The 24,518-nt window shown below is 64.4% G+C and carries 17 protein-coding genes; 1 reads left to right on the forward strand and 16 read right to left on the reverse strand.

The window, feature by feature from the left end:
- Positions 1 to 159: 159 nt before the first annotated feature.
- The 14 genes from DGI_RS12165 to DGI_RS12230 all read right to left on the reverse strand — a co-directional run bounded on the left by DGI_RS12165 (position 160) and on the right by DGI_RS12230 (position 21,001).
- A complete protein-coding gene (locus tag DGI_RS12165; RefSeq protein WP_021761388.1) occupies positions 160 to 873 on the reverse strand; it encodes an ABC transporter ATP-binding protein in 714 nt (237 codons plus the stop codon).
- Positions 870 to 1,640, reverse strand: coding sequence for an ABC transporter ATP-binding protein (locus DGI_RS12170; protein WP_021761389.1), 771 nt, complete (start codon positions 1,638 to 1,640; stop codon positions 870 to 872). The genes DGI_RS12165 and DGI_RS12170 overlap by 4 nt, the downstream gene beginning before the upstream one ends.
- A 3-nt stretch (positions 1,641 to 1,643) precedes the next feature.
- Complete coding sequence (locus DGI_RS12175) at positions 1,644 to 2,933, reverse strand: branched-chain amino acid ABC transporter permease (protein WP_021761390.1); 1,290 nt, start codon at positions 2,931 to 2,933, stop codon at positions 1,644 to 1,646.
- Between the two features lie 16 nt (positions 2,934 to 2,949).
- The gene (locus tag DGI_RS12180) at positions 2,950 to 3,888 is read right to left on the reverse strand and encodes a branched-chain amino acid ABC transporter permease (RefSeq protein WP_021761391.1); all 939 of its coding nucleotides are present in this window, start codon (positions 3,886 to 3,888) and stop codon (positions 2,950 to 2,952) included.
- Positions 3,889 to 4,110: 222 nt separating this feature from the next.
- Complete coding sequence (locus DGI_RS12185; protein ID WP_021761392.1) at positions 4,111 to 5,265, reverse strand: ABC transporter substrate-binding protein; 1,155 nt, start codon at positions 5,263 to 5,265, stop codon at positions 4,111 to 4,113.
- A 117-nt stretch (positions 5,266 to 5,382) separates the two neighbouring features.
- Complete coding sequence (locus DGI_RS12190; RefSeq protein WP_021761393.1) at positions 5,383 to 5,967, reverse strand: peptidylprolyl isomerase; 585 nt, start codon at positions 5,965 to 5,967, stop codon at positions 5,383 to 5,385.
- Positions 5,968 to 6,091: 124 nt separating this feature from the next.
- The gene (gene larC, locus DGI_RS12195) at positions 6,092 to 7,279 is read right to left on the reverse strand and encodes a nickel pincer cofactor biosynthesis protein LarC (RefSeq protein WP_051286328.1); all 1,188 of its coding nucleotides are present in this window, start codon (positions 7,277 to 7,279) and stop codon (positions 6,092 to 6,094) included.
- A 65-nt stretch (positions 7,280 to 7,344) separates the two neighbouring features.
- Positions 7,345 to 10,641: an AsmA family protein gene (locus tag DGI_RS12200; RefSeq protein ID WP_158407330.1), complete on the reverse strand. Its 3,297-nt coding sequence runs from the start codon at positions 10,639 to 10,641 to the stop codon at positions 7,345 to 7,347.
- Entirely contained in the window at positions 10,619 to 11,794 is a 1,176-nt protein-coding gene (locus tag DGI_RS18805; protein ID WP_021761396.1) for a hypothetical protein, read from the reverse strand. The genes DGI_RS12200 and DGI_RS18805 overlap by 23 nt, the downstream gene beginning before the upstream one ends.
- A 44-nt stretch (positions 11,795 to 11,838) precedes the next feature.
- Positions 11,839 to 14,892 (reverse strand): EAL domain-containing protein, encoded by a 3,054-nt coding sequence (locus DGI_RS12210; protein ID WP_021761397.1) that lies wholly within the window; start codon positions 14,890 to 14,892, stop codon positions 11,839 to 11,841.
- Positions 14,889 to 16,037: an ABC transporter substrate-binding protein gene (locus tag DGI_RS12215; RefSeq protein ID WP_158407331.1), complete on the reverse strand. Its 1,149-nt coding sequence runs from the start codon at positions 16,035 to 16,037 to the stop codon at positions 14,889 to 14,891. Before DGI_RS12215 ends, DGI_RS12210 begins: the two co-directional genes overlap by 4 nt.
- A gap of 318 nt (positions 16,038 to 16,355) precedes the next feature.
- Complete coding sequence (locus DGI_RS12220; RefSeq protein ID WP_027192916.1) at positions 16,356 to 17,957, reverse strand: alginate O-acetyltransferase AlgX-related protein; 1,602 nt, start codon at positions 17,955 to 17,957, stop codon at positions 16,356 to 16,358.
- A gap of 34 nt (positions 17,958 to 17,991) precedes the next feature.
- Entirely contained in the window at positions 17,992 to 18,309 is a 318-nt protein-coding gene (locus DGI_RS12225) for a DMT family transporter (RefSeq protein WP_021761400.1), read from the reverse strand.
- 133 nt (positions 18,310 to 18,442) lie between these two features.
- Complete coding sequence (locus DGI_RS12230) at positions 18,443 to 21,001, reverse strand: glycogen/starch/alpha-glucan phosphorylase (RefSeq protein ID WP_081696758.1); 2,559 nt, start codon at positions 20,999 to 21,001, stop codon at positions 18,443 to 18,445.
- 266 nt (positions 21,002 to 21,267) lie between these two features.
- Between DGI_RS12230 and trmFO the strand changes: the two genes are divergently transcribed.
- Entirely contained in the window at positions 21,268 to 22,650 is a 1,383-nt protein-coding gene (trmFO, locus tag DGI_RS12235; RefSeq protein WP_051286347.1) for a methylenetetrahydrofolate--tRNA-(uracil(54)-C(5))-methyltransferase (FADH(2)-oxidizing) TrmFO, read from the forward strand.
- 51 nt (positions 22,651 to 22,701) lie between these two features.
- Here trmFO and DGI_RS12240 read toward each other — a convergent pair whose 3' ends face one another.
- Complete coding sequence (locus DGI_RS12240) at positions 22,702 to 23,484, reverse strand: tetratricopeptide repeat protein (protein ID WP_021761403.1); 783 nt, start codon at positions 23,482 to 23,484, stop codon at positions 22,702 to 22,704.
- Positions 23,485 to 23,580: 96 nt separating this feature from the next.
- Positions 23,581 to 24,486: a hypothetical protein gene (locus tag DGI_RS12245; protein ID WP_027192918.1), complete on the reverse strand. Its 906-nt coding sequence runs from the start codon at positions 24,484 to 24,486 to the stop codon at positions 23,581 to 23,583.
- Positions 24,487 to 24,518 lie beyond the last annotated feature (32 nt).

Here is a 24,518-nt window from a genome sequence, read left to right on the forward strand (position 1 = left end):
GGGAGAACCTTTTGCAAAAAAATCCCCCCTCTCGCAAAGTCCTTTTTCAAAATTAAAATGCTCTAGTCGGCACAAATGACAACGGGGAAGCCGTTCCAAAAAACGACTTCCCCGCAACTGTTCCGCGTATGCTGCCGGCAGATTCTGCGCCAGACCGCATCAGCCCCCGAGATACGCCTTGATGATGGCCGGATCGTCCAGCATGTCCACGCAGTTGCCCTCGCGAACAATCTCGCCGTGCTCCAGCACATAGGCCCGGTGGGCAAACTGCAGGGCCATACGGGCGTTCTGTTCCACCAGCAGGATGGCTGTGCCTTCCTTGTTGATGGTCTCCAGAGCCTCGAACACGCGCTTCATCAGCAGCGGCGCCAGGCCCATGGACGGTTCGTCCAGAAGCATGAGCTTGCGCGCGGACACAAAGGCCCGGCCCACGGCCAGCATCTGCTGCTCGCCGCCGCTCATGGTGCCGGATTTCTGATGCTTTCGTTCGTCCAGGCGGGGAAAGATGTCGAAGATGCGTTCGATATCCCGGGCCACCTGGGCGTGGTCCTTGCGGGCGAAAGCCGCCAGCTTGAGATTCTCCAGCACGGTCAGGTTGCCGAAGAGCCGCCGGCCTTCGGGCACATGGGAGATGCCCAGCTGGCTGACTACCTTTTCCGGCGGAAACTTGTTCAGATCGTGTCCGTTGAAGGTCATCACCGAACCGGGCTCGGCCGGCACCAGACGGGAGATGGCCCGCAGGGTGGAGCTTTTGCCCGCGCCGTTGGCGCCGATGATGGTCACACGTTCGCCCTCGGCAATGGTGAAGTCGATGCCGTAGAGGGCCTTGATTCTGCCATAGGACAGCTTGAGTTTGGAGACGCTGAGCATCAGGCCACCTTCTCTTCGCCAAGGTAGGCTTCGATGACCTTGGGATCGTTCTGCACTTCTGCCGGGTCGCCCTCGGCCACCACCTGTCCGAACACCAGACACTGCACGCGGTTGCACAGCTCGCGCACCACCTTCAGACGGTGTTCGATGAGGAAGATGGCCAGATTCAGCTCGCGGTGGGCCGTGCGCACGACTTCGATCATCTCGTCCAGCTCTTCGGGGGTCATGCCCACGGTGGGCTCATCCAGGAACAGGACCTTGGGGCCGGTCACCAGCGCCCGGGCCATCTCCACGCGTCTGGCCACGCCGTACGGCAGGTTGGTGGGATGGTACTGGGCATACTTTGCCACGCCGAACATATTCAGGAAATGGAAGGCCCGGGCCTCGATTTCCGCCTCACGCCGCTGCAGGCGGCCGGTGCCGAAGCAGGCGTCCCACAGGGAGTAGCCCAGCTGGGAGAAGCAGGCCATCTTCACATGCTCCAGGGTGGTCATGTGCCGCCAGAGCCGCATTTCCTGGAAGGTGCGGGAGATGCCGCGCGCCGCAATCTGATTGGGCCGCATGCCCTTGATGGACACGCCCTCCAGCAGCACATCCCCGGTATTGGGAGTGTAAATGCCGGTGATGCAGTTGAAGGTGGTGGTCTTGCCGGCGCCGTTGGGCCCGATGAGCCCCACCACATCCCCGGCTTCCAGGCTCAGGGAGAAGTTGGTGAGGGCCTGCAACCCGCCGAAGCGGATGGAGATGTTTTTCACGTCAAGCAAAGGCATGGCCTACTCCCTCCCCTTGGCCTGGGGCGCGCCGCCGGTTCTGGGGCCCAGCAGCGAGCGCAGGTTCACGTCCTTGAAGGCAATAAGCCCGGTGGGGCGGAACAGCGTCACCAGGATGAGCAGCAACGGAATGAACACCCACTTGAGCACTTCCAGCGGCCGCAGCATTTCGCCCAGCATGCTGATGCTCACCGCGCCCACCACGGAGCCGTACACCGAGTTGAGCCCGCCAAAGTAGACCATGGCCAGGATTTCCGCCAGTTTCTGCACGCCGAAGGTGGAAGGATTCACGAAGCGCAGGGCATGGGCATACAGGCCGCCGGCCACCCCGGCCCAGAATGCGCCCATGAGGAAGGCGATCATCTTGATGCGCCGGGTATCCACGGTGAGGGCCTCGGCCGCGATTTCGTCGTCGCGCACGGCGTTCAGGCCCTTGCCCAGGGTGGAGGTGACGAAGTTATTGATCACCCATATGCCCAGCAACACCATGCCGAAGACCATGGGCAAGGTGGCGTAGTCCGGCTGGCCGGTCATGCCGCGAGGGCCGCCCACAATTTCCAGATTCTCCAGGCTGCTTTTGACGATGAACAGAAACGCCAGGGAGATGATGGCCAGATAGTCCCCTCGCGTTTTGAAGGACGGGATGGCCACGATGAGCGCCCCCAGCGCCGCCACGCCCCCGCCCACCACCAGGCCCACGGGGAACATCATGTGTCCCATGGAGGCCGGCAGCAGCGCTTCGCCGTAGAGGGCCGTGTTGGCGAACAACCCCATGGAGAACATGGAGGCCACATACGCCCCCAGGGCCATGAACCCGGGGTGCGAACAGGCGAATTCACCCAGGTAGCCGTTGGTGATGTTGCAGCTCAGGGTGGCCAGCACGGCGATGAGGGTGAACTTCACCGTGACCAGCCGATAATCCGACAAATCCGTCCACACATGCAGAATCATGTACGCCAGGAGCAGGTGCAGGATGGCCGGCACGGCCACGTGCATCTGCCCCATGCGCTCGGCCAGCCGGTTGCACAGGCCGCAGGAGCCCAGGGCCAGGGCGAACCCCGGCACAAGGTACATCACCAGCACATAGGCCAGGGACGCCGGGGCCTGTGCGGGATCCTTGAGGATATCCTGCAGGCCGAACATCACCGGGGCTCTGTCCAGCCCCAGCAGTTGGGCGAAATTGTTGCCGACGGCGGCTTCCAGAAGCACGGCCACCAGAGCGCCGAGCAGCCAGCCCAGCACCGGCACGCGGCCCAGCAACGCACGAATGGGAGAATGCTGCTTTGGTTTCATCACGCGATCTCCCCTGTTAGAGCCGCAGCCGGGCGCTGTACGCCTCGCCGAAGAGGCCGTGTGGACGGAAGACGAGAATCACCAGCACGATGGAATAGGCGATCAGGTCCCGCAGACTGGAAGGGAAGACCATGGCCACGAAAATTTCGATGAACCCCAGCAAAAATCCCGCAAAGCAGGCGCCCATGATGGAGCCGCGTCCGCCCAGAATGGCTGCCACAAACGCTTTCCATCCGAAGGTGATGCCCATGAGCGGGTCCAGCACCGGGTACGCCAGGCCAAAGAGAATCCCCGCCGCCGCCGCCAGGGCCGAGCCAATGGCGAAGGTGAGGGCCGCAATCAGATTGATGGGTACCCCCATGAGCGGCGCCACCACAAAATCGTAGGCCATGGCCCGCATGGCCATGCCCCACCGGGTGCGGTGGATGAAGAAGTGCAAGGCCGCCATGAGCGCCAGGGAAATCACCACGATCATGATCTTTTTGTTCGTCACCACCACGCCGGCAAACTTGTACGTCTCGCTCTGGATCAGGGAGGGGAACAGCACCCGCTGCCCACCCACGATGGCCAGGACCAGCGTTTCAAGGATGATGCCGATCATCAGACCAGTGATGGCTGCCGAGGCTCGCGGCGCCCCGCGCAATGGGCGGTAGCCTATTCGCTCCACCAGCACACCCAGGGTGGCGGTGAGAGTCATGGAAATGAGGATGACCGCGGAGAGCATCAGCCAGCCTGGCACCGCAATGCCGGCCATGGGCCCGGCTGTCACCAGCCAGAGCAGCGCCGTGCTCACGCCAAAGCCGATGTAGGCTCCGGTCATGAAGATGTCCCCATGCGCAAAGTTGAAGAGCATGAGGATGGAATAGACCATGGAATACCCCAGGGCGATGAGGGCATAAAAGCTCCCCCATTGCAGGGCATTGATGCAGTTCTGCAGCAGGTACGTGGTGGTCATGCCGATTTCGTTCCGGTAAAAAGAACCACAAGCAGCGCCCGGTAAGTGGCCGGGGCTCCGGCGCCAGCCGAAATATTCGCAATGGCCAGCCGCGTTCCCCGCAGTCCGGCGCGGGAAGCGTCGCGGCGATTCGTCGTCAGTATGGTGGACGCCAGCTTCGGAACGGCGGCGCGCTGCGCGTGGCAACACGCCGCCTCCGTTGTCAGCAATCCACGGTGTCTGCTAGGGGCAGACAGACTGGAAGAAGCTGTACTGACCCTGGTCGTCGATTTTGACCACCACGGCGCACTTCTCGGGGTCGTTGCCCTTGGAGAAGTTCATCGTGCCGGTAATGCCAGGGAATTCCTTGATCTTGGACATGGCCACGCGGATGTTTTCGCGGTCCTTGTTCAGGTCGCCGGTGAGGCCGGCATCCTGAATGGCCATGAGCAGCAGATTGGTGGAGTCCCAGGTCAGCGCAGCCACGTCATCAGGCGTCTTGCCAAACTGCTTGGCGTACTCGTCGATGAAGTCCTTGGTGGCGCCGCGAGCGCCGGCAGCAGCGTAATGCGTGGAGAAGTAGTAGCCTTTGCAGTCGTCGCCGCACAGGCCCATCAGGTCGCCGCCGCCCCAGGAGTCGGAACCCACGATGGGCTTTTCCCAGCCCAGTTCCTTGGCCTGCTTCACGATCAGGGGCACTTCGTTGTAATACTGCGGGGTGAACAGCAGGTCCGCCCCGGAACTGATGATGTTGGTCAGCTGGGCGCTGAAGTCCACATCGCCGGTGTTGAAGCTCTCAAACGCCACCACAGAGCCGGCGCCGTGAATTTCTTCAAACGCCTTCTTGAAGAATTCGGCCAGGCCCTTGGGATAGTCGCTGGCCTTGTCGTACAGCACGGCGGCCTTCTTGGCCTTGAGCTCTTCCGTGGCAAACTTGGCCACCACCGGACCCTGGAAGGGATCCAGGAAGCAGCCCCGGTACACGTACGGCCGGTTCAGGGTGGTGTTGGGGTTGGTGGACCAGGGGCTGATCATCACCGTCTTGGAGTCGTTGGCAGTCTGCCCGGCAGGCACGGCACGACCGGACCCCTGGGGACCCACCATGGCCAGAATGGCGTCTTCGGTAATCAGCTTGGTGGCGGCACGCACGGCGGATTCGGGCTTGGATTCGTTGTCTTCGTACACGAATTCAAGGGTGTACTTCTTGCCCTTGATGTCCACGCCGCCAGCGCCGTTGATCTTGGCCTTGAGCATTTCGGCGGCGTTTTTAGACGACTGGCCCACGTCGGGGATGTCCCCGGTGAGGGGGATGTTGAAGCCGAGCTTGATGCTGTCGGCCCAGGCGGAACTTGCAAAAGCAAGCGTCAGGACCAGCGCGAGTCCGAGGGTCTTCTTCATGCGTCGCCTCCTATTTCAGTCTGGAATATCCCAAAAGGGGGATGATTCCCCCTGCTTACCCCAGATTAGGCCGGAAAGGAACCCGTTTTGACAAATCTGTCATCAGTTCGTCGCGGGCTACTCGCTGGCTGTGGCAGACTCGATGACCACCGGCTCCACAGGCACGTCTTCATGGAAGCCCATGCTGCCGGTCTTCACAGCCTTGATCTTGTCCACCACGTCCTGCCCCTGGACCACCTTACCGAACACGGCATAGCCCCAGCCCTGCAGGGTCTTGCCTTTGTGGTTCAGGAATTCGTTGCTTTCCACATTGATGAAGAACTGGGCCGAGGCGGAATGCGGATCCTGCGTGCGGGCCATGGCCACGGTGTACTTGTCGTTCTTCAGGCCGTTGTCGGCTTCGTTCTGAACGCCCTTGCGGGTGGGCTTTTCCTTCATGGCGCTGGTCATGCCGCCGCCCTGCACCATGAACCCATTGATGACGCGATGGAAGATCGTCCCGTCATAGTGCCCGTCCTTGACGTACTGCAGGAAGTTGGCGCAGGTCTTGGGGGCTTTCTCGGTGTTGAGCTCGATGACGATGTCGCCCATGCTCGTCTTGAGGGTGACCATTGTGGCTCCTTGCTGGCTTTGCGCATCCGTGGCGCAGAGGATGACGGTCAATGAAAAGGCCGCGATGGCGGCAAACAAAGCTTTGATCATGTGCATGCTCTTGCTTGGTTAGACGCTCCTGGAATCCGGATCGGCTTGAGGCGGTATGCCTCATGGCTGCGATTTTGTCGAGCATGACGGGGGTGAAAGCCGGCAATCATCCCGGGAGAACCCCCTATTCTCCACCCCCCTGCACCAGCTTGAGGCGCAGTTCGGCCACGCTCAGGCCCAGGGAATCCGCCAGCGTCTGCATGGCCTCGTGCTCGGGCCGCAGCAGGCAGGTGTCGCCCCGCCGGGCCTGCTTGGCCGCCAGTTCGCCCAGGGGGGTGCGCAGGGTCATGGCCTGCCGCGGCAGCACCCGCCGTGTGGCCAGGGTGCGCCGCAGCCCCAGGGTACAGGTGTGGCGGAAGACGGCGTCCTCCACCTGTTCCAGGAGATCTTCGCCGCATAACACCTGCAACAGCCCGCCGGGACGATTCTTTTTCATGATTCCCGGCAGGTAGATCACGTCCAGCGCTCCGGCGGCCATGATGCCCTGCAGGGCTGCGCCCAGTTCTTCCCCGGTCAGGTGGTCCAGGGTGCATTCCAGCACCCAGAGGCGCTGGAGCTCCGGCGACAAGGGGTCGGAGTCGCACAAAAACAGCCGCACGCCATCACCGGCGGGATTGTTGCCATACCCCGTGCCCTGGGTCAGGAGCACGCCGGCTGGCCCGGCGGCGTATTCGTCCACCAGAATATCCAACAACAACGCGCCCGTGGGCGTCACCAATTCCCAGGTGGCATCCGTGGGGAAGACGGGCTTGCCGTGCAGCAACCGCACCGTGGCCGGTGCAGGCAGGGGCATGGTTCCGTGGGCGCACTGCACCGTGCCGGCGAACCAGGGCACCGGGGATGCGGTGATGCGCTCCACCCCCAGGGCCTCCACGGCCCAGCAGGCGGCCACCACATCCACGATGGTGTCCACTGCGCCCACTTCATGAAAATGGATGGATTCCACGGCCACGCCGTGCACCGCAGCTTCGGCCTCGGCCAGCCGGTGGAAGGCCTGCTGGACCCGGGCCTGCACCGACCCGGACAACGGCAACTGCGCCGCGATGGCCAGCAGTTCCGGCAGGTGACGCAGGGGCTGGTCCGTAGCCGGGAGAATCTCCAGACGTGTGCCGGCCACGCCGCGCCGTACTTCCCGGACGGGCTGCACCTGCGCAAAGGGGCGCAGCATGGCGTACAGGGGCTGCAGGTCCAGCCAGGGGCCGGCGAAGTCGGCCAGGGCCGCCAGGAACATATCCCCGGCCAGACCGGCGCGGCAATCCAGATGCAACAGCCGCCCGGCAGGGATGGCAGGATCGGCGTGAGTGATGGTCATGGATCGTGCATCCTCATCAGGTTGAATCATGCCCGGCATCGCCCTGCTGCCCCGAACGGTCCGCCTCAGGGCTTGATATTCTCCAGGGTGCGCAGGGGCAGCACCAGCACATCAAGCACGGTGCGGAATACCTTTCCTGTCAGCTCGCCCACGGCCGCAGCCAGGGAGCCGCCCTGGCTGTCGTCCACGTCCGGGTCTTCCACCGGTCCGCGGATGTAGACCGGGAAGGACGGGAACAAGCCGGGATAGATCTGCAACACGTACTCCATGGTCTCGCGGGGGATGTCCAGCCAGCCGGCGCCGATGGCCGTGAACTGCTCGCTGGTCATGCGGAAGTCGTTGTTGCGGATCATGCCCTGATCGAACTGCATGGCGCCGGCTGCGGCAACGATGTTGATCACCGCCCGCTCCCTGACTGGCGGGGCCGGCTTGGCCCCCTGCGCCGGAGACGCCGGCGGCCGCTTGATGAGCTGTTCGTTCGTCGGCGTCGGGGTGGAGTCGGACTTGATGGTGCGATAATAGCCGTAAAATCCATTGGCCACCTGCAGGGAGGCCGTGCCGCCCAGCCGCTGAAAATGTTCGGCGCGGGAGGTCCCGCTGCTATGCAGCCGAAACCGCAGGGTCGTCCTGCCACCCAGCCGTTCGCCGACCCCCAGGGCGTCCGCCACGGTATGCAGATCGAAATCTGAAATATCTGCACCCACCTGCAACTCCAGGCCCGGGCGCTTTTTATCCGCCAGAAGCGCCAGGGTGGCCTGCATCCGTCCGCCGGCCAGGGTGGCGGTAAACGGCTCCATCCGCAACTGGCCGGGCAGGCCCTCCAGATTCATGGCGACATCAGAAAACACTATATCGTACAGTTCGAATGTCTTGCAATACAAGGACCCCTTGCCCTGCAACGACTGCAGGAACTTCCCGTCCCATGGCTTGGCCGTCGCCGAAGCGGAGGCGGAAAAATAGCGATTCAAATTGAGCTGATCCGCCTGCAGATGAAACCGCCAGGCCGTGGGGCCGTTGGCGCCCAGGACAAAGGACAGATCCCCGCCGACGGTTGTGTCGTCCAGCCGGGTTTTCAGATTGGACAGCGACAGGCGCGAGCCTTCCAACTTCCACTCCGTCGCCAGTTCGGCCCGGGTGAACGCAGTGGGGTCCTTGGGATTCGGAGGCGCGATACCCAGAACCGGCCACAAGGAGGCCAGGGTGACGGGCGCGATGCTTGTCTGTCCCTGTATCACCGGCGTCTCGCCAAGACGGGCGGACAGACTGCCCGTGGCCTGGGAGCCGTGAGCCTTGAGCTGGAAGGAAGCCAGTTGCAGACGATTCTTGAGCAGGTCCCATTCCCCCCGGGCTTTGAGCGTCGCGGAGGTGGCCGTCTTGCCAGCCAGCCCCGCCGGCAATGCGGCTGCCGTATCGAGCTGCACACCGGAGAGGGTTTGCAGCGCCCAGGTACGGGGATCCAACGTCGCCGTGCCCGAGACGCGGATGGCGGCATCCACCGGCGCGGCGGCCTCCATGCGCAGTCCCTTGAGCGTCACACTGGCCTCGGCCTGCGCCGTGCGGGTAACGGCGGACCGGCTGCGCGTGCCTGCGGCCGCCTTGAGCTGCAGATGCAGCGCCGTGAAGGTGCCGGCCTGCTGCCCGACGGTCTGGGTGGTGCTCGGGGCGGCGTCGAACCATTGCCGGATGCGATCCCAGTCGCTGGCGCCATTGGTCACGGCCACGGCAGCGGCGACATCCCAGGTATCGGCCCAGGCTTCTGGCGATGTGCCGGAAGCAGTGGCGTTGACTCCCAGGGTCACCCCCCCGGCGTGCACCAGGGCATTGCCCAGCACCCCTTTGAGTTCCGGACAGCGGGCCAGTTGCAACGATCCTGCCTGCAGCGAGAGAGCCAGCCCCTTGGGAGTGAGGGTCCCCTCGCCGCTCACGGGACCGCCGCACCCCTCCTCCATCGCCAGACGCAAGGCCAGGCCGGCGCGATCCAGGGAGGCCTCGGCCGACGTCCGCTGCAGCCGACGTCCCCCCATGGTCAATTCTGCAATGCGCACCCCCGCCTGTACGCGCAGGCCATCGAAGGGCGCTGGCGCACCGGGCAGGGTGCCGTTGGCCAGGGACGCCAGGGCCTGATCCACCTGATCCATGGCAAACGCCCCTCCCCCGCCGACGGCAATCAGCTCGTCCACATTCAACCGCGAGACGTCCAGTTGCGTGGCAAGGGCCGGCGAGGCCCCCAGGGTCAGGGTGGCATTGCCGGCCAGGGCGGAATGCCGGGTGCTCAGGGCAATGTCGCGCAGCGTCAGTCGTTCCGGCTGCCACTCAAAGGCGGCCCGGGCGGCTACGGTTTCCCACAGCACGGACGACGCGCCGCCCGCCACAGCCTCGCGGGACACGACGCCGGCAATGCGCAGCGCCGGCGCGCTCAGCCCCTCGAATTGGACATCCGCCGCCACCTGTTCCCCGGCGATGCCGAGCCGGGCCTGCCGGAACTCCAGGCGCGAGGCGGCGGTGTCCAGCAACAGGCCGGTGCGCAGGGTCAGGGGCACGGCAGCAGGACCGGACACACCATCAGGAAGAATCGATCCCTGAAACGCCAGGGTGGCGTTGTCCAGCAGCACGTTGCCGTCAGTCACATCCACCCGGCAATGGCCCTGCACCTCCAGCGAGCCAGCCCCGAAGCGGGAGCTTTCCGCGTGGCATTGCAAGGCAATGTCAAAGGACGTGCCCTCGCCGGTGATGCAATGGACACCGGAGAGGCGCACCTGCTGGCCGCGCAAGGCATCGTCGAAAAGCAGCAGCCCGTTGACGATGCTCACCCCCCGCCAGCGCAGGGTGCCAGGGGAAAAGCCTTGCTCCTCCGGGACGGACGCGACATCGCCCAGGGTCAGCAGGTCTTCCCAGTTGCACGCGCCCCGGGCATCGCGCTTGAGATGCAGCACCGGCTCCATGAGCACGATGCGATCCAGCTCCACGTCGCCCTGGGTGAGCAGCGGCCACAGCCGCACCTGCACCACCGCGGCGCGGGCGTCGGCAAAGCGGGAGACGCCGTCCGCATCGGCCACGGCCAACTGCCCGAGATGCAGGCCGAGCCAGGGGAAGACCGCCAGATGCACCCCGCCATGCACGGTCACCTGCCGCCCCAGGCCCTTGGAGAGCCAGGCGGCGATCTCGTCGCGGTGCGTGGTGGGATTCAGCAGGGCCAGCCACAACGCCACGCCCGTGACCAGCGTGGCCACGGCCAGGGCCAGGGCGCAACTGCCCACCAGCAGCGCACGGCGCACAGGCCGGCCGCGGGGGGCATCGGGGCGAAATCCCGCATCGGACGAATCAGGAACAGCGTACGGCTCAGACTGCAGAGTCGCCTCCATCGGCATCCGCGGCAGACGCAGCGACACGCTCCGCCGAATGCGCGCGGTACACTGCCGCCAGCCAGCGTCCGAACAGCGAGTGCGGCATGCGGTACCGGGCCGCATGACGTTCCAGGAAGCCTTCCTGCTCCATCCATTCCAGATACTGCCGCAAGAGATGCACCGGCATGGAGCCGAAGGCGGATTCCACACCCGCCAGCCTGAACGCATCTTCCACGGTCACGCCACCGGCAGCCGCCCGGCGCAGGAGTTCCACAATCAGCGGTGCGAACGCAGGCGCCACGCAGGCATACAGGGAATCTTCCTGGGCCCGCCACCGCGGCCATTCAAAGGCTCCCAGCAGCCGGCCCGTCACCATCTCGTCCAGCACGGATGCCGTGACGACGGCCGTGCCGGCGAGGTCTGCCACCTTGGCCAGATGGTCCAGCAGCACGGCCACATGCTCGGGGAAGGCCTCCCCGACCAGGGCCACGGCCTGCCCTGCCAGCTCAGGGGAAAGTTGCAGGCCCAGCTTCGCGGCGCGGGCGCAGGCAAACGCCGCCACGGCGGCAGCCTCGGAATGCGCCACGGCATTGGGCAGGTTGAGGGTGAGTTCGTTGAATGGCGTCAGCACGTCTTCCACCCGATGATCCCTGAGCAGCATGACCAGCCCGGGAGTGGCTGTGAGCACCAAGGTCAGCTGCGGTGTGGCGGCGCGGGCAAGCAGGTCGAAGCACACGCGCAGATCCATGCGGCGGTCGGAATCCTTGCCGGCGCCCACGCCACCCAGCCAGGCCAGCAGCCAGGCGGAGACGTCCTCCACCAGCAGGGCGGCAGGTCCATCGGCAGAGAGCTGTTGCAGGAGGGACGCCAGGGCCTCGCGCCATGTTCCCGGGATCGGAGGGGCGATGCGTGCCCCCATGGCTGCCGTCAATGCGGCCACCACATCCTGGCCGCTGCGGCACCCCTGCAGGGAACAGCGCACCACCCGGCGGCCTGCACCCAGGCGGGCATGCAGCTCGTCCAGCAGCGCCGCCGCCCCGCCGCCGGGCCGGGCCATGCAGCACAGGGGTTCGCCATGGGCAAAGGAATCAAACACGTCGTCAAGCAGGGACGCGGGCAGGCCATGCGGGAACGGGCCGGAGGCGGCAACGGGATGCGTGGAATGGGACATGCGGTGAAGAATCCTTTATATGATGGATGAATGCCGGCATGAAATTAGCGCTGGCGCGTCAACTCGTCAAACGCGGCGTGGGGAGACGTCATGTGCTGCATAATGAAGGCCTTCATCTCCTCCGGAGGCAGGGGCCGGGAGAAGAGGTAGCCCTGGCCATACTGGCAGCCCTTGTCCACCAGCAGGCCCAGCTGGCCCACGGTTTCCACGCCCTCGGCCACCACTTCCATGCCCAGGGCGGCGCCCAGGGAGAGCACCGTCTTGATGATGGCGAAGCTTTCCGCGTCCTCGTCGCAGGAGCTGACGAAGCCGCGATCTATTTTAATATGATCGATGGGGAACTGACGCAAGTAGGACAGGGAGGAGTATCCCGTGCCAAAGTCGTCCATGGACACGCACACCCCCAGCCGTTTGAGCTTGGCCAGCATGCTGCCTGCGCCCTCGGCGTTGATCATCAGCACGTTTTCCGTGATCTCAAGGGTCAGATATTGTGGATCGAGTCCGGTTTCCGCCAGGATGGCCTGGATCTCGCCCACCAGGGAAGGCTGCAGGAACTGCTTGCCGGAAATGTTCACGCTCATGCGCGGCAGGTCTGCCTCTTCCGTCAGGCCATTGGCCATAAACAACTGATGCCAGGCCAGCAGCGTGGTGCAGGCCGTGCGCAGCACTTCCGCGCCCAGGGGGGCGATGAGTCCGGTATCCTCGGCAAGGGGGATGAATTCCGAGGGCGGAATGAAGCCGTGGCGGGGATGAATCCAGCGCGAGAGCGCCTCGAAGCCGTGGATGCGCTGGCGGGCCAGATCCACGATGGGTTGATAGTACACCTGGATTTCGCGACGCTCCACGGCCCGACGCAGCTCGGATTCCAGCTCCATGATGCGCAGGGCCTGCTCGTGCATCTTTTGATTGAAGACCTTGAACCGGGCCTTGCCCTGCTCCTTGGCCTTGTACATGGCGGTGTCTGCGTCGCGCAGGATGGAATCCGGCCGCTCGTAGCCGTCAGTCACCAGCACGATGCCCATGGAGGCGGTGGTGAAGACCTCATGCCCGGACAGCATGAGCGGCTGGGCCACCTCCTCCAGGATGCGCCGGGCGATCTTGACGGCCTCGCGCGGGGCGTCGATTTCTTCCAGCAGGATGGCGAACTCGTCGCCGCCGAAGCGGGCCACGGTGTCCGTGGCGCGGACGCACACTTCCAGATTGCGGGCCACAGCCTTGAGCAGCTCGTCGCCGGTTTCATGACCCAGGGAATCGTTGATGACCTTGAAGCGGTCCAGATCCATGTACAGCACGGCAAAGAGGTAGTCGCGCCGGCGTTTGGAGCGCTCCAGGGCCAGCTGCAGATGATCCTGGAAGAGCATGCGGTTGGGCAGGCCGGTCAGGGGATCGTGGAACGCCTGCTGGCGCAGGGCGTTTTCCATTTCCCGGCGCACGGTCATGTCTTCCACGGAGCCCTCGAAGTACAGGGTCTCGCCGGTGCGGTCCGTGACCTTGTGCCCGTTGGAGGAGATCCAGACCAGGACGCCATCCACCCGTTTGATGCGGGTCTGGAACTCCTTGATCTGGCCGAAGACTTCGATGCGGCGCAGGAATTCGCGGTGGGATTCGGGATCCACAAAGTGGCGCTCTGGCGCCATGGCCACGGCGGTCATGAATTCGTCGGGCGAGTCGTACCCGAAAATGCGGGCCAGGGCCGGGTTGGCAGCCAGGTAGCGGCCTTCCGTGGAAATCTGAAAAATGCCTTCCACCGCCTTTTCAAAGATGGAGCGGTAACGGGCCTCAGCCTTGCGCAGGGCCTCGCCCACCATGCTGCGTTCGGCAGCCTCCAGCTTGAGCAGGGCGTTGGCGTGGGAAAGCTCGCGGGTGCGCTCCTCCACCTTGCGCTCCAGGTCTTCCTGGGCCCGGCGGGAGATCTCGTAATTCTGCTTGCGCTCGGTGATGTCCCGGAACACACACAGGATGGCCCGATCCTCGTGCAGGCGCAGGCAGACGGTGGAGACCTCCACCGGCAGGGTCCGACCGGGCTGCGCCAGCTCGATCTCCTTGACGGCAAAATTGGGGCCGGCTCCCACGCTGCAGGCGTCGGGCGGGGCGCCCCGCCCCAGCAGCCCCAGCTCCTGGGTGGGTCTGGCCCCCAGCACCTCCATGCACGGCCGGCCCAGCACGAGGCGTTCATCCAGCTGCAGCATGCCCAGAAACGCCTTGTTGAACCGGGTGATGATGCCGCGGGAATCCACCACCAGCAGACCGTTGGGCATGGAATTGATGATGGCGGACAGGTAAGCCAGGGCGTCTTCCAGCTCGTCCGTGGCGGACTGGGCCTTGTGGGACAGGATTTCGATGTGCTGGGCCAGTTCCCCGGCCATGCTGCGCATGGAACGGGCCAGCTCGCCCACCTCGTCCTGGGCCTTCAGGTCCACCACCTGTTCCAGCAGCACGGAAAAATCGTGCGCCGCCACCCGGTTGGAGTACTCCGACAACCGGATCAGCGGCCGGGAAATGGACCGCACAAACAGCCACGCCGCCGCCGCGCTGGCCAGGAACAAGCCCAGAATGACCACCTGCTGGGCCAGGAACGCGCTCCAGAAATGCCCGTGGATGCTGGCTTTATCCATGCCCACGTGCACCGCGCCGCCCAGCCCGTGCAGGATGGGCCACACGGCGTGGATGGAGGTCCGGGCCGGGCTGCCATCCAGGGGAAGGATGCCTCGCTTGAGCTCCACCACCCTGGACGTCCCCTGCCCTGGCGCAATGGCAGCGAAGGAGGCCACCTCTGCCAGCACAGCCGGCGACGGCCCGGGCGCCACGGTGTGGGCCAGCACCCGGCCGTGTTCGTCCGCCACCAGCACATACGCCACGCCTTCGATTTCCAGACACGTGTCAATGCGGCTCTGCACCACAATGACGTCTTGCTGCAGCAAGGTGTACATGTCCGATTCCGCCAGGCTCACGGCCAGGGCCAGGGCCTTGCTGGCGTACTCTTTCTGCAGCTCGTTGCTGATGTGGATGCCGGAGATGAGGGAACTTGCCAGGGCCATGACCCCGAATACGGTGACCATGAACGCCAGGGTTCTGCGGAACAGTCGTGAATGTCTCATGGAGCGAACCCGGGCCACTGTTGCAGAGGCACCACGCGGTCCTTCTGGAATTCCGTGAAATACACCTGCTGCACACCCACAAGGGCGCTGGCGGAGACGTGCAGCGGGGCATTGATGCCCAGATCGAAGTCATCCATGGTGCGGAGCACTTCCCGCAGTCGTTCGGGGCGGATGTCCTTGTCCATGCGTCGCAGGGCCTCCAGCAGCAGCTGCGCCGCCAGGTAGCCTTCAAGCCCCACCATGCTGTACCGGAGGGGCGTATAATCCTCGGCCCGATCCGGCACGGGCGAAGGCGCCGCCACGCGCTCCATGGCCTGCCGATAGGCGCGCACTGCCGGCAGCCGTTGGTCCTCATAGCTCGGCACCACCTGCACACCAACGAGATTGCGCGTGAGATCCATCCCCGTCCGCTCCCCTTCCCGGCGCAGATGCAACAGCAGATTGTCCGAATCCACGATGGACATGGTAACCATGAGCGACTGCAGCCCGGCCTTGCGGGCATCGCGGATGAAGCCCGCCGTGGGACAATACAGCCCCACGCACACGATGGCGTCCGGCGGTTCCTTGCCGGCCGGGGCAATGCGCGCCACGGCGGCGGTGTATTCGGAATCCATGCTGTCGTCGCGCAGGTAGGCGGCCTCGGCGTAGATGTCCAGCCCCCGCCGGGCCAGGGCCTGACGCACGCTCTCCCACCCGCTGCGGCCAAAACTGTCTGCCTGATAAAACACAGCAATGCGGCGACGTCCCGTGGCCACCGCCTGTTCCACCAGGGCCTCGGCCTCATCGAGATACGAGGCCCGCATGTGCGCAAGCTGTCCGGCATACGGCCCCGTGCGCAGTGCGGACGAGCCGGTGAACGGAAACAGCAGCGTCATGGCGGAAGATTCGTTGCGGGCCAGCAGGGGCAGCACGCGCAACGTGGTGGGCGTGCCCACGTACCCGAACAGGCAGAACACGTTGTCTTCCAGAAATCTAATGGTGTTGCGCAGGGTCTCCAGCGGATTGTACCGGTCGTCCCGACACTGCAGGTGCACCGGAGGCAGGGCGTAGGGGTGCTGGCGGCGTTCTTCCTGAAAGGCGGCCAGGGCGCCACGGTAAAACTCGAATCCCAGGCCCCGCGCCGGGCCGGTGAACGGGGCGGACATGCCGAGCACCACCTCCCTGACCTGACCCTGTGCCTGGCCCTGCGTTTGCCCTGCCAGGGCTGCAGCCATCCACAAGCAGCCCGCCAAACACAGCACAAGACACAGAACAAGGCACGGCTGCCAGCGCCGGCAAGCTGCCCGGGATCCCTCGGGCAATCGCCACGTGCTCGGCTGCCCTGAACGGACATGGTGGATCGCTGACGGCAGGATGACGAACCCCCTCGATTGAACATGCGCTGCCGACGTGCACCGCAACGGCCGGCATCCCGCACGGCCTGCGCCTATCTAGCCAAAAACACGGAAACCTGGCAACCTGAACTACGGCTGCGGAAGCATCTTTCCCGCTCCCGGGACGTACTGGGCGGCAATGGCCCGGGCCACCTCCTCCCCAGCCACCCGGTTGCCCAGGGCGTTCCAATGCGTATCTTGCCGGTGGTACACCCGGCCGTGGGTGCGCTGCGCCTCCCGCAGCACGGGCAACAGATCCACCACGGGCAACCCAGTGTTGCGGCAATACTCCAGAATGCGTTGCTGGGGCAGGTCGCGCACGTAGCGCGCCGGATTGCGGCCCTGCATCAGGGAGTCCCACACGGCGTCGTCCACCTGCAGCTCGTCCGGCTCGATCACCAGGAGCATGGGCGTGCCGACCACCTCCCGAAAATGGTCCAGCGCCTGGAAAAACAACCGGTACTGTGTGCGCATGGAGGGCTTTTCCGGCTCCAGATACCGCAGCCGATGCACCAGCCGGGCGTGGTGCACCTCCTCGCTGAAGGTCGGTTTTTCCTTGGCCGGATCAAACAGGTGCTCAGGCGCGGGCAATGGGGCATCCAGCATGTCGTCAATGCGTTGCGGCAGCGCAGGATCCCGCGTGAATGGCAGGGAGAAGAACGGCGCCGGCCGGACATACGGCCGAAACTGCCGCAGGAAAAACTGCGTGAGCCGCCAGTTCTGCACGTAGCCATGGTTTCGGATGGTGGAATCGGACACCGTGATGTCGTTGCAGGTGTACACGCACAAGACGGTGAAGTCCGGCTTGTACGGTGCGGCCTCGTGCTCGGCCACCTGCACGTAGCCCTTCATGCCCATCTGCGGCACGGAAAAATTCAGGACTTCCGTATTGTTGCACGTCCCCTGCCAGGCTTCGCGCAGGCGGTCCTCCGCCACGGTGGCCACATTCCAGGGGTATGGCACCACACCCACGCCAAAGGAATCCGCAATCCAGGCCACCACGCAGTCACCCGGCTGCGCAGGCCGGAATTCCTTGTCGTAATAGCCTTGGGAATTGAAGGGATAGCCGAACATCTCGCCGCGCAGGGCCTCGCGATACATGGCGAATTCGCGCTGGTCCTCGGTGGTGTAGACAAAGGCCATGGTGAAGTGATTGGCATCCACCACGGTGCAGGCAGCTTCCACGATCAGCAGCAGGCCAAGCGTCCAGCCCAGGGCCTGTTCCGGGCGCGAAAGCCGGGGATGGCGGGTCAGCCAGGCCGTCCCCATCGCCAGCGCCATTCCCCACACGCCCCAGGCAATGAGCAGGAGGCTGTCGAAGACGAGGTTGGTCATGCCCAGATCGCCATACACCACGGCGGCATAGGTCCAACTGGCGAGTCCCACGGCGGCGCATGCCCCGAACATCCCCCACAGGACCGGCCGCCAACTGCGCAGGGCCAGCAGCCAGCCGATCCCGCGCCGGCAGCGTACCAGCAGCAGCACCACGGCGACCACGCCAAACCCCAGGCCGGCATGGTGCAGCATCCCCAGCCAGGGCCGGGCGGCAAGCATGGTGGTGGTCAATCTGTCCAGATGGCTCGAAAGATCCAGGCACTGCAGCACCAGCGCCACGGGCAGCCCACAGGCCAGCGCAAGCGTTGCCACACCCTGCACGGGCACCATGCGAAGCCGATGAAAAAACACGTTCACAGCACTGCCAACATCCTGTCCCGACACGGGAGATTTACGTTTCCAACAGCTTGAGCCCTGCCGCGCCGGCGCAGATGAGCAGGATGCACAGCACCTTGCCGACGCTGGCCGGCTCCTGGAGCAGGAGCATGCCGAACAGGCTCACGCCCAGCACGCCCACCCCCGTCCAGATGGGATAGGCCACGCTCAGGGGCAGGGTTTTTGCCGCCAGGCCCAGAAAGAGCATGCTGGCGACCATGGCCGCCACCACACACACCGTGGGGCCGGCCTTGGAAAATCCGTCCGTCCATTTCAATCCGACAGCCCATGCCACTTCACACACGGCGGCAAGCAGCAACCAGCCCCAGGCCATGGCGTATTCTCCCGGCGAGGCTTGCGGGGGTCGTCCCCCGAACAAAATGCAAGAACGGCGGGTCGTCCCGCCGTTCCGGCCTCAGGCCTGCGTCTTGTAGCCTGGAAACTGCATCGTGTCGAGCCTGGACAAATCAGGCGCCCTTGCCGTTCTGCAGCCCCGCCATGGGTGCCACGTCCCAGATTTCCCTGGCATACTGAGAGATTGCGCGGTCGCTGGAAAAGAAGCCCATGCGCGCCGCGTTCAGGATGGAGCGCCGGGTCCATTCTTCCTGGTCCAGGTACAGCCGGCCCACGTCTTGCTGGGCGCCCAGATACTGGCGGTAGTCCGCCAGGACAAAGAAGCGGTCGCCGCCGTGGAGCAGGTTGTCCACCAGCGGGGCAAACAGGCCATGCTGCCCGGGGGAGAAGGCATCGCTGCGCAGCATGTCCAGGGCTTCGCGCAGCTCCTCGTCGCCGTGGTAATAGAGCATGGGGTTGTAGCCGTGCTGCCGCAGGGAGACGAGCTCATCCTCGCGCATGCCAAAGATAAACAGCAGCTCCGGCCCGATGGCCTGGGCCATCTCGATGGTGGCGCCGTCCCAGGTGCCGATGGTCAGCGCGCCGTTCAGGGCGAACTTCATGTTCCCGGTGCCCGAGGCCTCCATGCCGGCGGTGGAAATCTGCTCCGACAGCTCCGTGGCCGGAATGACGCGTTCGGCCTGGGAAACGCAGTAGTTGGGCAGGTAGACCACCTGCAGCTTGTCGTTCACGCGCGAATCCGCATTCACCGTGGCGGCCACGGCATTGATGGCATGGATGATGCGCTTGGCCATGAAGTACGAGGGCGCCGCCTTGCCGCCAAAAAAGACCGTGCGCGGCGTGAAGTCCGCCGCCTGGCCGTGACGCAGGCGGTTGTATGCGGTGACGACGTGCAGCAGGTTCAGCACCTGGCGCTTGTACTCATGGATGCGCTTGATATGCACGTCGAAGAGATGCTCGGTATGCAGCTCGCGCATGAGCTTGCGCTTGATGTACGCCTGCAGGCGCTGCTTGTTCTCCAGCTTGGCGGCGCGCCAGGCCTCCCGGAAGGCCGGGTCTGCGGCCAGGGGCTCCAGCTGCGTCAGCTCATCCAGATTGCGCACAAACCCTGTGCCGATGTGCGAGGCAATGAGCCGGGACAGGGGCTGATTGGCCGACCACAACCACCGCCGCGGAGTGACACCGTTGGTTTTGTTGTTGATTTTTTGCGGGTAGAGACGCTGGAAGTCGTCGAAGACCCGGGCCTTGAGCAGCTCCGTGTGCAGGGCAGCCACGCCGTTGACCGAGTGCGAGCCGATGATGGCCAGATGCGCCATGCGCACGCTCTTGATGGGCCGCTCCTGGATGAGGGACACGCGCTGCTTGAGATGATCCAGATCCCGATGGCACAGCTGGCCGCAATCCTCGCTGCGGGCCACGCGCTCCACCTCGCGCAGAAAGCGGGCATTGATCTCGTAGATAATCTGCATGTGCCGCGGCAGCATGCGCTCCAGCAGGCTCACGGGCCAGGTTTCCAGGGCCTCGGGCAGGATGGTGTGGTTGGTGTAGGCAAAGGTGCTCACGCAGATGTCCCAGGCAACTTCCCAGTCCAGCAGATCCTCATCCAGCAGGATGCGCATCAGCTCGGCAATGGCGATGGCCGGGTGCGTGTCATTGAGCTGGATGGCCACGCTCTGGGGCAGCTCGGTCATGTCCTGATGCTTTTTGCGGAAGCGGCGCAGGATATCCTGGATGGTGGCGGTGACGAAGAAATACTGCTGCTTGAGCCGCAGTTCGCGGCCTTCCTCGATCTGGTCGGACGGGTACAGCACCTTGGAGATCTTCTCGTCGAAAATCTTTTCTTCCACCGCACCCAGGTAGTTGCCGGTATTGAAGAAGTCCAGATCGAACTCCACGTCGGACCGGGCGGACCACAGCCGCATGTTGATCACGTGGTGATTGTCCCAGCCGGGCACCAGCATATCGCACGGCATGGCCAGCACGGTGTCGCCGGCGGTCCAGGTGTGGCGCAGGCGGCCGTATTCATCGGTCCAGTTCTTCACCTCGCCGAAGAAGCGCACGGGGAAGAGATGCTGGCCGCGCTCGTAGGCCCATGGGTTGCCCACGCGCATCCAGTTGTCCGCCTGCTCCACCTGCTTGCCGTCCTCGATCACCTGATGGAAGATGCCGTAATCATAGCGGATGCCGTAGCCGTACCCCGGAATGCCCAAGGTGGCCATGGAATCCAGAAAGCAGGAAGCCAGACGACCGAGGCCGCCGTTGCCCAGGCCGGCATCCCACTCCTGCTCGGCCAGATCTTCCAGGGAGAAGCCCAGGTCGCTCATGGCCTTGCGGGCGGTTTCGTAGATGCCCAGACAATGGAGGTTGTTCATGAGGGACTTGCCGGGCAGGTACTCCAGGGAAAGGTAGTAGACCCGCTTGGCTTTTTCGTCGTAATAGCTGCGCTGCGTCTTGATCCAGTTGTCGATGAGCCGGTCCCGCACGGCCAGGGCCAGGGCGTTGTAGTAATTGTAGGCGCTTTTGCTGGCGTAGTCGCTGCCCAGGCTGGAAACGACATGCCGGATGACGTCCTTTTTCAGGCCCTCCACGCTGTCGTCGTCATAGAGGCCGCTGGACCAGGCGAAGGCCCGCTGGGGGTCAAAGGTCTGCCGTTGCTGCTTGGGTGTTGCCATCGGGGTCTCCTCCGGAGCAGTGCCGGCGGGGACGCCGGATTTGTTCGGATTATCTGAAAGGTACGTCAGCCGTGGAAGTCGCGTGGCCATGCGCCGCGTCTCACCCTTGATCCAGGATCACTTTCGCCAGGAAATATGCCAGGGAGCCGACACCGGCCCCGCCGTATAACACCAGTCAGGGCGAGCACCACGCCGTGCCCCTGGACAGTCGCCAGAACCCCAGCGCCGCAGCCAGGCCGGCGGCTATACCGATTGCCATGGAAATCATGAAGACATCCCCTCTGCTTGCTTCCGTCGTTCCTGCCAATCCCACCGTTCCCGTCATCATCGTCGGCGGCGGATTGGCCGGCTGTGAATGTGCGCTGGTGCTGGCCTCGTTAGGTATCGCCTCCACCCTGGTGGAGATGAAGCCGCATCGCCTTTCCCCGGCGCATCACGACACGCGCCTGGCCGAACTGGTCTGCTCCAACTCCCTGCGCGCCGACACGCCAGACATGGCCGTGGGCCTGCTCAAGGAAGAGCTGCGCGCCCTGGGCAGTCCCCTCATGGCTGCCGCAGACGCCACCCGCGTGCCCGCAGGCAAGGCCCTGGCTGTGGACAGGGCACTCTTTTCCGACCATATCACGTCCCGCATCGAGGCGGAACCCTTGATCACGCTGGTGCGGCAGGAAATTTCATCGCTGGAGGATCCACTGCTGGCCGACGCGCTTCTGGCCGGCGGCCGGGTGATCCTGGCCACCGGTCCCCTGACGGCGGAAACGCTTTCCGCGGATCTGGCCCGGACGACCGGCGCCGAGCACCTGTTCTTCTACGACGCCATCGCCCCCATCGTAGCCATGGACAGCGTGAACATGGACGTGGCCTGGTGGGCCTCCCGCTATAATCCCGAAGAAAAAGACTACTGCAACTGCCCCCTGGACGAAGCCCAGTACCACGCCTTTCTGGAGGCCCTCCAGGGCGCGCGGGTGGTGCCGTGCCGGGAGTTTGAGGAAGAAAAGCACTTCGAAGGCTGCCTGCCCATCGAGACCATGGCTGCCCGGGGGCCCCTGACCCTGGCCCATGGCCCCATGAAGCCCGTGGGCCTGCCAGACCCGCGCACCGGCAAGGAGCCCTTTGCCGTGGTGCAGCTGCGGCCCGAGACGCTGGACAAGTCCTCCTGCAATCTGGTGGGATTCCAGACCAAGCTCGCCTATCCCGAACAGGAGCGCGTCTTTCGCATGATTCCCGGCCTGGAGCAGGCGGAATTTCTGCGCCTGGGCAGCATGCACCGCAATACCTTCGTCAACGCGCCGGCAGTGCTGGGGCCGGACTTCTCCCTGCTGGCCCGGCCGGGGGTGCATCTGGCGGGGCAGATTTCCGGGGTGGAGGGCTATGTGGAATCCATGGGCCACGGCCATCTGACGGCCCTGGCCGTGGCGGCGGCCCTTGCCGGAAAATCGCTGCCTGCCGCGCCGCCCGAATGCATGCTGGGTGCGCTGGCCGTCCATCTGGCCACGCCGGCCAAATCGTTCCAACCCTCCAACGTGCATTTCGGCCTCACGCCGGCCCTGGGCCGCAAGGCGCCCAAGGCAAGACGCAAGCTGCTGTATGCCGAACGCAGCCGCACGGCCTTTGCCCGGTGGAAGGAAACCCTGATGCAGACGGAGTGAGGGGAACGGGGCGCGGCGTGCACACACGGGCGCGTGCGCCTGCTGGCAGAATCACTCATCCAGATGGGAGACATCCTCGGGAGAGACGCCCGGTGCGGTGGCCTGCTTGCGGATGACAGCCACCAGCTGCGCAGCGACCTTAAGCTGGGGATTGAGCCGCAGGGCCCGGCCGGCGAACTCCAGGGCCCTGGCGTAGTCGCGCTTTTCGTAGAGCACGCGGGCGATGTTGTAGAACAGGTGCTCATCCGTGGCGGCCAAGGTCAGGGCGCGGCCGTAATAGGCCAAGGCCTGATCCAGCATGCCGCTCTTGCGCAGCTTGATGCCGAATTCATTAAACAGGTACTTGTTTTCTTTGGTATAGGCTTCTTCCAACCGCATCAGGCGCTTGAGGACTTTTTCGGCCTGATCGGTATCGCCGCGATCCAGATAGGTCAGCCCCAGGCCGAAGTTGGCGCGGGCGTTGGTATCGTCCATGTTCAGGGCATTGTTGAACTCGTATTCCGCCGAGTACGTCTCGCCCTGTCCGCGCAGCCGCTCGGCCCGGGCCAGGGTCTTGCGCAAGGCCTTGATGGCTGGCAGCGTCTTTTTCTCAAAAATTTCCGGCTCCGGGGTGAACTTGGCCAGAAACTCATCCAGTGGCAGCATCTCCGCAGGAGCCAGGGGCAGAAAGGAGCTGTTGAGCGGCTGGATGGCAACTTCCTGCTCGCTGGTCTGCTCGGCATAAAAGAGCATCGCCACAGCGGACTTGCGCTTGGTGGTGCCCGTGCCGATGACGATGGCGCGGGTGCCCTTATAGACACCGGCGATGCCGCCGGGGGCTTGTTGGCGTGTCATGTGCTCACGTCCGTCATGCAGTCACGTCCGTGCGGTGGCGCCCGATGCCCACGGGCGGCTGGGAAAACTGACGGCGGGAGATCCGCCCCATCTGCCTCACAGACAGGGGCACTGGCTGCACGAAAGCGTTACCAACACCTTGAGCCGGGCCTGCCGCAACACGTCTTCGCACGTGCCGGACACGTCTGCAGTGAGGGAAAGACCGGCAGCGCGCCGCGGGGGAATCTTGTCCTCTGAGCGGGCATGCACCTTCCAGGATTCCACGGGGATGCCCCGCGCTTCCAGCTCCTGGCACAGGTAGCGCGCCACGATGTCCATGAAGACGCTGCAGCAGTCGCTGCCTTCCTGGGAGCACAACAGATGGGCATTGGCCTGCACGCGCTCTACGAGCTGGGGAGAAATGAACAGGGCGCACTCCATCCAGTCTGCGCCGCGCAGTTTGAAGCACAAGGTCCAGCAGACCCCGAAGTCGTCATCTTCATTCAGCGAGTACAGACTTTCCACCTTGACCAGCTGCCCGGTGAAGCGCAAAAAGGCCAGCTCCAGGGCGCGAGCCACCACAGGCAGAATCTCGCTTTCCGGCAACGAGGCCAGCGAATCCCACAACACGCGCAGTTTCTCCGTCTCCAGCCACAAGTGCTCCTGCATGGCACTGGCGAACTGCTCTGACGTGATGACGCCGGCTGCCAGCAAGGCCTCGCCGATGGTGGCGGAATGCACAGTCTGGCTGAAGAGCAGGTCGTCCAGCGCGGATCTCGTAAGCAGGCCCTGCTCCACGGCCAGCTCGCCGATAAATTTCCGGGAATGGCGCTGCAAGGCCACCAGCGAACTCACCTGCTCCGCGGTGAGCAGCTCCTTCTGGATGGCAAATTGCCCAACTCGCTGATTTCGCTGAAAAACATACGCATAGGCCTGCTTGAGATCCTCCTGGGTGATGAGGCCCTTCTCCAGCAAATACCGGCCAAAGGCGTCGTGAAACATCTGCGAATTGTCCGTGGTCATGTGGTGCATGGGTGTCAACGCAATGTAAGTAT

This window comes from Megalodesulfovibrio gigas DSM 1382 = ATCC 19364, assembly GCF_000468495.1.
Classification (GTDB): Bacteria; Desulfobacterota; Desulfovibrionia; order Desulfovibrionales; family Desulfovibrionaceae; genus Megalodesulfovibrio; species Megalodesulfovibrio gigas.

Excerpts from the sequence above, each read along its gene's own strand:
- DGI_RS12170 (WP_021761389.1), bottom strand. The coding sequence starts at position 1,640 with ATGCCTTTGCTTGACGTGAAAAACATCTCCATCCGCTTCGGCGGGTTG.
- DGI_RS12175 (WP_021761390.1), bottom strand. The coding sequence starts at position 2,933 with ATGAAACCAAAGCAGCATTCTCCCATTCGTGCGTTGCTGGGCCGCGTG.
- DGI_RS12180 (WP_021761391.1), bottom strand. The coding sequence starts at position 3,888 with ATGACCACCACGTACCTGCTGCAGAACTGCATCAATGCCCTGCAATGG.
- DGI_RS12185 (WP_021761392.1), bottom strand. The coding sequence starts at position 5,265 with ATGAAGAAGACCCTCGGACTCGCGCTGGTCCTGACGCTTGCTTTTGCA.
- DGI_RS12190 (WP_021761393.1), bottom strand. The coding sequence starts at position 5,967 with ATGATCAAAGCTTTGTTTGCCGCCATCGCGGCCTTTTCATTGACCGTC.
- larC (WP_051286328.1), bottom strand. The coding sequence starts at position 7,279 with ATGACCATCACTCACGCCGATCCTGCCATCCCTGCCGGGCGGCTGTTG.
- DGI_RS12200 (WP_158407330.1), bottom strand. The coding sequence starts at position 10,641 with ATGGAGGCGACTCTGCAGTCTGAGCCGTACGCTGTTCCTGATTCGTCC.
- DGI_RS18805 (WP_021761396.1), bottom strand. The coding sequence starts at position 11,794 with ATGTCCCATTCCACGCATCCCGTTGCCGCCTCCGGCCCGTTCCCGCAT.
- DGI_RS12210 (WP_021761397.1), bottom strand. The coding sequence starts at position 14,892 with ATGAGACATTCACGACTGTTCCGCAGAACCCTGGCGTTCATGGTCACC.
- DGI_RS12215 (WP_158407331.1), bottom strand. The coding sequence starts at position 16,037 with ATGTCCGCCCCGTTCACCGGCCCGGCGCGGGGCCTGGGATTCGAGTTT.
- DGI_RS12225 (WP_021761400.1), bottom strand. The coding sequence starts at position 18,309 with ATGGCCTGGGGCTGGTTGCTGCTTGCCGCCGTGTGTGAAGTGGCATGG.
- DGI_RS12230 (WP_081696758.1), bottom strand. The coding sequence starts at position 21,001 with ATGGCAACACCCAAGCAGCAACGGCAGACCTTTGACCCCCAGCGGGCC.
- trmFO (WP_051286347.1), top strand. The coding sequence starts at position 21,268 with ATGAAGACATCCCCTCTGCTTGCTTCCGTCGTTCCTGCCAATCCCACC.
- DGI_RS12240 (WP_021761403.1), bottom strand. The coding sequence starts at position 23,484 with ATGACACGCCAACAAGCCCCCGGCGGCATCGCCGGTGTCTATAAGGGC.
- DGI_RS12245 (WP_027192918.1), bottom strand. The coding sequence starts at position 24,486 with ATGACCACGGACAATTCGCAGATGTTTCACGACGCCTTTGGCCGGTAT.